Annotated in this window: 6 protein-coding genes and 1 pseudogene; all 7 read left to right on the top strand. The window is 59.3% G+C overall.

What is annotated here, in order from left to right:
- Positions 1-57 precede the first annotated feature (57 nt).
- Positions 58-315: a MarR family winged helix-turn-helix transcriptional regulator gene (locus K288_RS0141605; protein ID WP_027582977.1), complete on the top strand. Its 258-nt coding sequence runs from the start codon at positions 58-60 to the stop codon at positions 313-315.
- Positions 316-521: 206 nt separating this feature from the next.
- Positions 522-1,358 (top strand): SDR family oxidoreductase, encoded by an 837-nt coding sequence (locus K288_RS0141600; protein WP_027584668.1) that lies wholly within the window; start codon positions 522-524, stop codon positions 1,356-1,358.
- Between the two features lie 278 nt (positions 1,359-1,636).
- Positions 1,637-3,403, top strand: a complete 1,767-nt coding sequence (gene nifA, locus K288_RS0141595; RefSeq protein ID WP_201449813.1) for a nif-specific transcriptional activator NifA — start codon at positions 1,637-1,639, stop codon at positions 3,401-3,403.
- Between the two features lie 401 nt (positions 3,404-3,804).
- The gene (locus tag K288_RS0141590) at positions 3,805-4,650 is read left to right on the top strand and encodes an electron transfer flavoprotein subunit beta/FixA family protein (RefSeq protein WP_027584666.1); all 846 of its coding nucleotides are present in this window, start codon (positions 3,805-3,807) and stop codon (positions 4,648-4,650) included.
- Between the two features lie 523 nt (positions 4,651-5,173).
- Positions 5,174-5,755, top strand: coding sequence for a hypothetical protein (locus K288_RS55280; protein ID WP_244443463.1), 582 nt, complete (start codon positions 5,174-5,176; stop codon positions 5,753-5,755).
- Positions 5,756-5,770: 15 nt separating this feature from the next.
- Entirely contained in the window at positions 5,771-7,060 is a 1,290-nt protein-coding gene (locus tag K288_RS0141580; RefSeq protein ID WP_027584665.1) for an FAD-dependent oxidoreductase, read from the top strand.
- 239 nt (positions 7,061-7,299) lie between these two features.
- Positions 7,300-7,479, top strand: a pseudogene (locus tag K288_RS48645) (IS5/IS1182 family transposase); the annotation flags it as partial.

Here is a 7,479-nt window from a genome sequence, read left to right as displayed (position 1 = left end):
CGATAGCGTACATTCATGCTGGCCTCCCTGAGAGGCTGGCACGAACAACTGAATCGGATGGCCGGCGTGAGTCCTTCGGCAAAAACCTTCACGACCAAACAGGGGCAATACCTCGCTTTTATCCACCTCTATACGAAGCTGCACCGCAGGCCTCCGGCAGAAGCCGACATTAGGGAATATTTCCGCGTCAGCCCGCCTTCGGTTCATCAAATGGTGCTGACGCTGGAACGAGTTGGACTCATTAAAAGGCAGCAAAGGACAGCTCGCAGTATCGAGGTCCTCGTCGATCCCAAGTGTCTGCCGGAACTTATCTGACCACCTCAATCCAATCCGTCAAAATCACTGTGCGGAGCCACTAGTTCTGTCTGAAAGCAAACGCGCCTCATGTCTGAAACCCGCCAAGCGGTTTGTAAAGCGACATTTGCGCCAGCGAGGTTACATTGAATCGCAGCTGGCCCAAATCCTGCTCTGCAATCCCTCGCGAAGGAAAACGGGCAGTGACAACAGAATTGGAGGCGCATTTGGGTCTCGATCTGCGAAACGACGATCCGGTCGCCGGTCCGCGCTCGGCGATTGATGTGGGCTGTCCCTTTCACGCCGATAGAGCCCGCGTTCAGCAGTCAGAACGGAAGACGCTGGTGCTGACGGGGGCCTCGCGTGGCATTGGTCACGCCACCGGAAAGCTGTTTTCGGAAGCGGGTTGGCGCGTCATCTCTTGCGCGCGCCAAGCGTTCGATGGCGGGCGATGTCCCTGGGAGTCAGGGGCCGACAACCATGTACAGGCCGATCTGAGCAACCATCGGCTGCTGCCGCGCGCGATCGCAGAGGTCAAGGAGCGCCTCGCAGGCGCACCGTTGCACGCATTGATCAACAACGCCGGCGTTTCACCGAAGACGCCGAACGGAACACGACTTACGTCGTTGACGACGTCAATCGAGACCTGGATGAGCGTGTTCCACGTTAATCTGGTGGCACCGATTCTGCTCGCGCAAGGCCTATTTTACGAGCTGAAAGCCGCGTCGGGATCGGTTGTCAACGTCACATCAATCGCAGGCTCGCGGGTGCACCCGTTTGCCGGCAGCGCCTATGCGACATCGAAAGCGGCCCTCGCGTGTCTCACGCGCGAAATGGCGCACGACTATGCGCCGCATGGCATTCGCGTCAATGCGATCGCGCCCGGCGAGATCAAGACGGACATTTTGTCACCTGATACCGAAGCGCGTCTTGTTACAAACATCCCGCTGCGGCGGGTGGGCACGCCCGAAGAAGTCGCAAAAGTCATCTTCTTCCTATGCTCGGATGCGGCGAGTTATGTCACCGGCACCGAAGTGCCAATAAATGGTGGCCAACACCTGTGATCGGCCGCACCGGGAATAGTCAAATCGCAGCTGATTTGAGCTACATCAATGGAACTCGCGTGCGTATCGGAAAGTCGCGCGGCGATCTCACGAAGAGAAAAAGCAAATCAAGGCACCAAAATTTTACTGTCGTGTTTACTGTCGTGCCATGAAAGTACGTTATCTCCTGCGGTCATCCTGTCAAATTGGGCGCGAGATCGAGGATGACATTGCAACACAACACTCGCAAATCCGAACAAGGTGACAGGGAGGACGATCACAACAACGGAGACGTCGTCATGCTACATATCGCTTCCGTGCGCGAAAGGCCTAACTCAAAGTCCGATACGGACCACGAGGTCACAATTGTGCCGTCGCACGAGAACGCGCTCACCGGCATCTTCGAAGTATCGAAGGTACTCACCGCTCCCTGCCGCCTCGAAGTCGCGTTGGCCAATGTCGTCGATCTTCTGCAATCGTTTGTACAGGTGCGGCACGCCATCATCTCGCTTTTCGACGATGATGGCGTGCCGGACATTACCGTCGGTGCCGGGTTGGGCGAGCTCAGCGATGAGCGCTATCGGATGCGCCTGCCACAAAAGGCAATCGACCACATCGTGGCGACGGACAGCCCGCTCATCGCCGAGAACGTCGCGACGCATTCGGTCTTCAGTGCCGCCGACGTTGACGTGCTCGGGGCCTCCGACAACGTGCCGGTGTCGTTCATCGGCGTTCCTATTCGCATCGATGCAAAAGTCGTAGGTACGCTGACCATCGACCGCATCCTGGACAACAGGTCGAGTGTCCGGCTTGATTACGATGTCCGGCTGCTTACCATGATCGCCGACTTGGTCAGCCAGACGGTGAAGCTGCATCGCTTGTTCGCGTGCGACCGCGAGCGACTTATGGTGGAGAAGGACCGGCTGCAAAAGCAGTTGTCCGAGCTCAGGAACCCGACCCGAGAGCGTAAGAAGATTAATGTCGAGGGTATCATTGGCGACAGTCCGGCGCTGCGGGCGCTGCTCGAGAAGATCGCGGTAGTAGCCAAATCAAATAGCACGGTTCTGCTACGCGGCGAATCCGGTACCGGGAAGGAGCTGATCGCCAAGGCCATTCACGAGCGGTCGCCCCGCGCGAAGCGGCCGTTCATAAAGCTCAACTGCGCTGCGCTCCCTGAGACAGTGCTCGAATCCGAATTGTTCGGTCATGAGAAGGGGGCCTTCACCAGCGCGTTCAGTGCGCGCAAGGGCCGGTTCGAGCTCGCCGACAAGGGGACGCTGTTTCTAGACGAGATTGGCGAGATCTCGGCCTCGTTTCAGGCAAAGCTGCTGCGGGTGCTGCAGGAGCAGGAATTCGAACGCGTCGGCGGCAACCAGACCATTAAGGTCGACGTTCGCGTGATTGCCGCCACGAATAAAAACCTGGAAGACGCGGTGGCGAGGAACGAGTTCCGCACCGACCTCTATTATCGCATTAGCGTGGTTCCCTTGCTGCTGCCGCCATTGCGCGAAAGACGCAGTGATATTCCGCTCCTCGCCGCTGAGTTTCTCAAGAACTTCAACGGCGAGAATGGCCGTGCGCTGGCCTTCGATGGGAGTGCAATAGAAGTACTGATGAACTGCGGTTTTCCGGGCAATGTCCGCGAGCTCGAAAATTGCGTGCAGCGGACGGCCACGCTCGCCCCGGGACCATCGATTGTCAGAGACGACTTTGCCTGTTGCCACGGCCAGTGCCTGTCCGCGGTTCTGTGGAGGAGCGCATCGGATGAGATAGCGCTGCACCCGGGGCCAATTGTGCAAGTGCCCGTTAAGCCGACCACATTCTCGGCCGAATCTGCTCCGTCGGTCACGGTTGCAGGCTCGCCCGTCGGCAGCGAGCAGGCTCCGTTTGCGCCTGCCGGAGTAGCTCTCGTCAGCGGGGCGAACATGATCGATCGCGAGCGTGTTATCGCGGCCATGGAGAGGGCCGGCTGGGTGCAGGCAAAGGCGGCGCGCCTGCTTGGAGTGACGCCGCGTCAGATTGGTTATGCCCTGAGGAAATACGGTATCGAGATTAAGCGTTTCTGAAAGAGCTGTCGGCCTGGCAACATGTAGGGGCCGCGACCATGGCGACCGAGACGAATAACTGGGTCATCACGGCCTTCGTAGGTCGGCGCGGACCTTGGGCCCGATCACGATCCGAATGCGGCTCCCGCGTGGTCGGCGGTGTGCATTGCGGCGAGCGAAGCGGATCCCGGTTCAAGCCGCGCTCCTACGGATTCTATTGATCAAGATCAACGACATATCAGGTGACGTTGACGGCGCTGTCGTATTTGCGACAAATGTCCAATTCTGGCGCTGGGGAACGGTAGCCGAGGGTGTCTCATGATACTCGCCTAAATCCTTGTATTGCCGCCGTTTTTGAGATCGCTGCAATGGTACGACACTTGCTATGTGTTTCGGCGTCCACACAACGTCTGGAGAAGCACATGCACAATGTCGTCTGCGTCAAGCAGGTGCCCGACTCCGCGCAGATCCGCGTGCACCCCGTGACCAACACGATCATGCGCCAGGGGGTGCCGACCATCATCAACCCCTACGATCTGTTTGCGCTGGAAGCGGCGCTCGAGCTGCGCGATAAATTTGGCGGCGAGATCACCGTCCTTACAATGGGGCCGCCATCGGCCGAGGACTCCTTACGCAAGGCGTTGACCTTTGGCGCCGATCGCGCCGTACTGCTCACCGACCGCTGCTTCGCAGGCGCCGACACCTTAGCTACGACTTACGCACTGGCGACTGCCATCCGCAAAATCGGCAAGGAATACGGATCGCCCGACCTCATCTTTACGGGCAAGCAGACCATCGATGGCGATACGGCGCAGGTTGGACCAGGCATCGCGAAGCGGCTTAGTGTGCTGCAGCTCACTTACGTCGCTAAGATTAGGGCGCTGGATTTCACCGCACGCACGATTGAAGCGGAGCGGAGATCCGAAGGTGGCGTCCAGGTGCTGCGCACGAGACTGCCGTGTCTCATCACCATGCTGGAGGCGACCAACCAGATCCGCCGCGGCGCGATGACGGATGCCTTGCGTGCCGCCCGGGCGCCCATCGTGAAATGGAGCGCGCAGGACGCCCATGTCGAAGACATCTCGAAATGCGGTCTCAGAGGCTCGCCGACAGTCGTCAAGCGCGTTTTCGCGCCATCTTCCCGCGCCGAGAAAGCTGTATTGGTAGAGTCCGCCGAGCAGCCCGCGGAAGCGCTGCTTGACGCTGTGTTCAAGCACCAGCCCAAGCTTGAAGCCGACCTTGCAGCCCTGGCGGTCTGCGACCTCTGATCTGAGGCAGTTTTAGCGATGAGCACTGAGATAAAAGGTCCTGCGTCGACTGGGGAAGGGCGCTGCGCCGCCAAAAAGGAACTGACGGAGCAGTTCAAGGGCTACAACCGTGTCGGGGTCCCATCGAGCGGACGCGCGGCGAGGTACATTCCGAGTCTTGGGAGTCTGGGAACCGATGGGCGCCGATTGTAAATTCGCGAAAAACCTGAAGGTCGATGTCGCCACCTGGCTCGGCGAGGGGATGCGCAATGCCCCGCTCCCTTCCTCCTACTGCGCTGACTTGGTCCATCTCATGGATGGACGATGTGCTGCCGAAGCAGCGCAAGGCACTGATCGACCCCTGTCAACTCCCACAGGCCGGAGATCCTGCTGTTACGGGCGACGACGCTCGGCCGCGATCTGGGACCACATTGCTTACCGGCTGGACCGTCGATTGCGCGGAGCTCGGCGAAACCCTGATGGTTCGCTCGCGACAACACACCCGACCTCCGGCGGCGGTTCGTTGCTCTGCACGATCTATACGATGAACTATCGACCACAGATGGCTACGATGCGCCCGCGCGTGATGGCAATGCCGAAGCGAGTCGCGCGTGATAACAGCCCTATCATCATCCATTCGCGGAATCTGCTCGAAGCCGGCATCCTCGCCAGGGTGCTATCCTTTGTACCGGACCGTGAATTCGCTCAATCCAATCTCGCCTATGGCGATGTCGTTTTCGGCGGTTTGGGATTACGACGCCGCGTAGATTGTTCAGCTGCGTCGCAAGCTCGGCGCTGCGCTCAGTGCCGCATATGGCACGCGCGACCGTCCGTACAGAAGGGCCGCCTCTCGTCCGACCGGCAGATCGGGCGGACCAGAAGACCATCCAGCCGATGGCGCATATCGCTGCCGTCTTTTTCCGGCGCGAGCCAGCATCGGGTCGGGGTCGAAGGCGCCGACCTGATCGTCGGCAACAACGCGCCTTTCGAATTCGCGCGCATCGCTATCGGCACCGACGCGACCTGTTTTATGGCCGGCGCTCACAGCCGCATTACATGCCCGGCAATCGCCGCATTCCCGCAACTGGATCGCAAGAAGATAAGAATTCGAACGGTACGCCACTGAACGGAGAAGAAAGCCGTGATCGAAGAAAGGTTCGATGCAATCGTTGTCGGCGCCGGAATGGCTGGCAACGCGGCCGCGCTGACCATGGCCAAGCGCGGCATAAAGGTGCTGCAGCTCGAGCGCGGCGAATATTCCGGATCGAAGAACGTCCACAGTGCAGTCATGCATGCGGACGCGCTGGCCGAGCTGATCCCGGATTTTCGCGTGGACGCGCCGCTCGAGCGTCATCTGGTCGAGCAGCGGTTCTGGATGCTGGATGACTGCTCGCGTATCGGACTGCGCTATCATTTCGACGATTTCAACGACGGGCGACCGAATCGCTACACCATTATCCGCGCCCACTTCGACAAATGGTTCTCCTCGAAGGTAAGGGAGGCGGGTGCCACCGTCTTGTGCCAAACCACCGTTACGGAGCTAGTACAGAACCGTCGTGGCCGCGTCATTGGTGTACGTACCGACCGCCAGGATGGCATAATCCGAGCCGATGTGGTCGTGCTCGCAGAGGGCGTCAATGGCCTACTCGGCACGCGTGCGCGCTTGCGCGAAAGACCGAACCCCGACCAAGTTGCGCTAGCGGTGACGGAAATGCACTTCTTGCCGCGCAAGGCCATCGAAGACCGTTTCAACCTCAGGGGTGACGAAGGCATTGTGATCGAGGCCGCCGGAGCCATCTCGCGCGCTATGACAGGCATAGCTTTCATCTACGTGAACAAGGAGTGCATCTCACTCGGTATTGGCTGCCTCGTCTCCGAGCTCCAGCGCACCCGCGAAACGCCCTACGGCCTACTCGACCGCTTCAAGCGTCACCCGTCGGTCGTACCGCTAATCGACGGCTCGAAGATTGAGGAATATTCCGCGCATCTCATTCCCAAAGGCGGTTACAACACCATACCGCGGCTCCACGGTAAGGGCTGGGTGGTGGTCGGGGATGCTGCCCAGCCCAAGAATGCTATCGCTCGCGAAGGCGCCAACGTTGCGATGAAATCAGGGAGGATTGCCGCGGAAGCGATCTTCCTGGTGAAGTCGCGCGGCGATCTCAAGAAGTCCGACAGCCTTTCATTATACAAGAAGATGCTGGATGAGTCCTTCGAGCATGCGAAAAAGTATAAGGTTATGCCGGCGCTGCTGCATGCCCAGCCGCAAAACTTTCTTCTGACCTATCCGCAGCTCATCTCGAAGGCGATGCAGAACTTCGCTCGCGTCAACAGCACCCGGCAGGCGGAGAAGTCGACCTTAAATCCTTCAATAGCGTGGTCATGGACCGGGGTGTTTAGCGACGTGTTCCGCCTCCCGCGCGCCTTCTGAAGCAGCACCAACTCACGCGGACACCTTGAACGCCAAAGATATGAATGCCGAGTGTGCCGCGCGCGTTGGGAGACAAGCTTTCTAGTCGACCGTGAAGAAATCCCAAGCCATTGATTTGGAATCCAGAAGCGGCGTTTTGCGGCGATCGGATTTGCCGGGAAACGAGCGTGTAGAGCGGGATTCCTTGCGAACTTGATTTGTGATTCACTCGGCATTGACTGCTTTGGCGAGGGGATGAGATGCGACCGCGGGAACGGAGCGAGACGGGAGAGCAGGATCTGTTCCGCTCCCGGCTCGATCAGATCATCGACATGAAGCATCCGCTGGTTACGCTCGCTCGGACGGTAAATTGGGGCTTCCTGGAGGAGCGGTTCGGCGAGATTTACGACGATGATCCCGGCCGGCCGCCGTTGCCGACG

Origin of the sequence: Bradyrhizobium sp. Ai1a-2, from assembly GCF_000426245.1 — a bacterium.
In the GTDB taxonomy this organism is placed as follows: Bacteria; Pseudomonadota; Alphaproteobacteria; order Rhizobiales; family Xanthobacteraceae; genus Bradyrhizobium.
The sequence above is the reverse complement of the archived record's forward strand: the minus strand, read 5'-3'. Positions and strand labels throughout refer to the sequence as shown.

Bases quoted from the DNA above. Each gene is read 5' to 3' on its own strand.
- K288_RS0141605 (WP_027582977.1), top strand. From the start codon at position 58: ATGGCCGGCGTGAGTCCTTCGGCAAAAACCTTCACGACCAAACAGGGG.
- K288_RS0141590 (WP_027584666.1), top strand. From the start codon at position 3,805: ATGCACAATGTCGTCTGCGTCAAGCAGGTGCCCGACTCCGCGCAGATC.
- nifA (WP_201449813.1), top strand. From the start codon at position 1,637: ATGCTACATATCGCTTCCGTGCGCGAAAGGCCTAACTCAAAGTCCGAT.
- K288_RS55280 (WP_244443463.1), top strand. From the start codon at position 5,174: ATGAACTATCGACCACAGATGGCTACGATGCGCCCGCGCGTGATGGCA.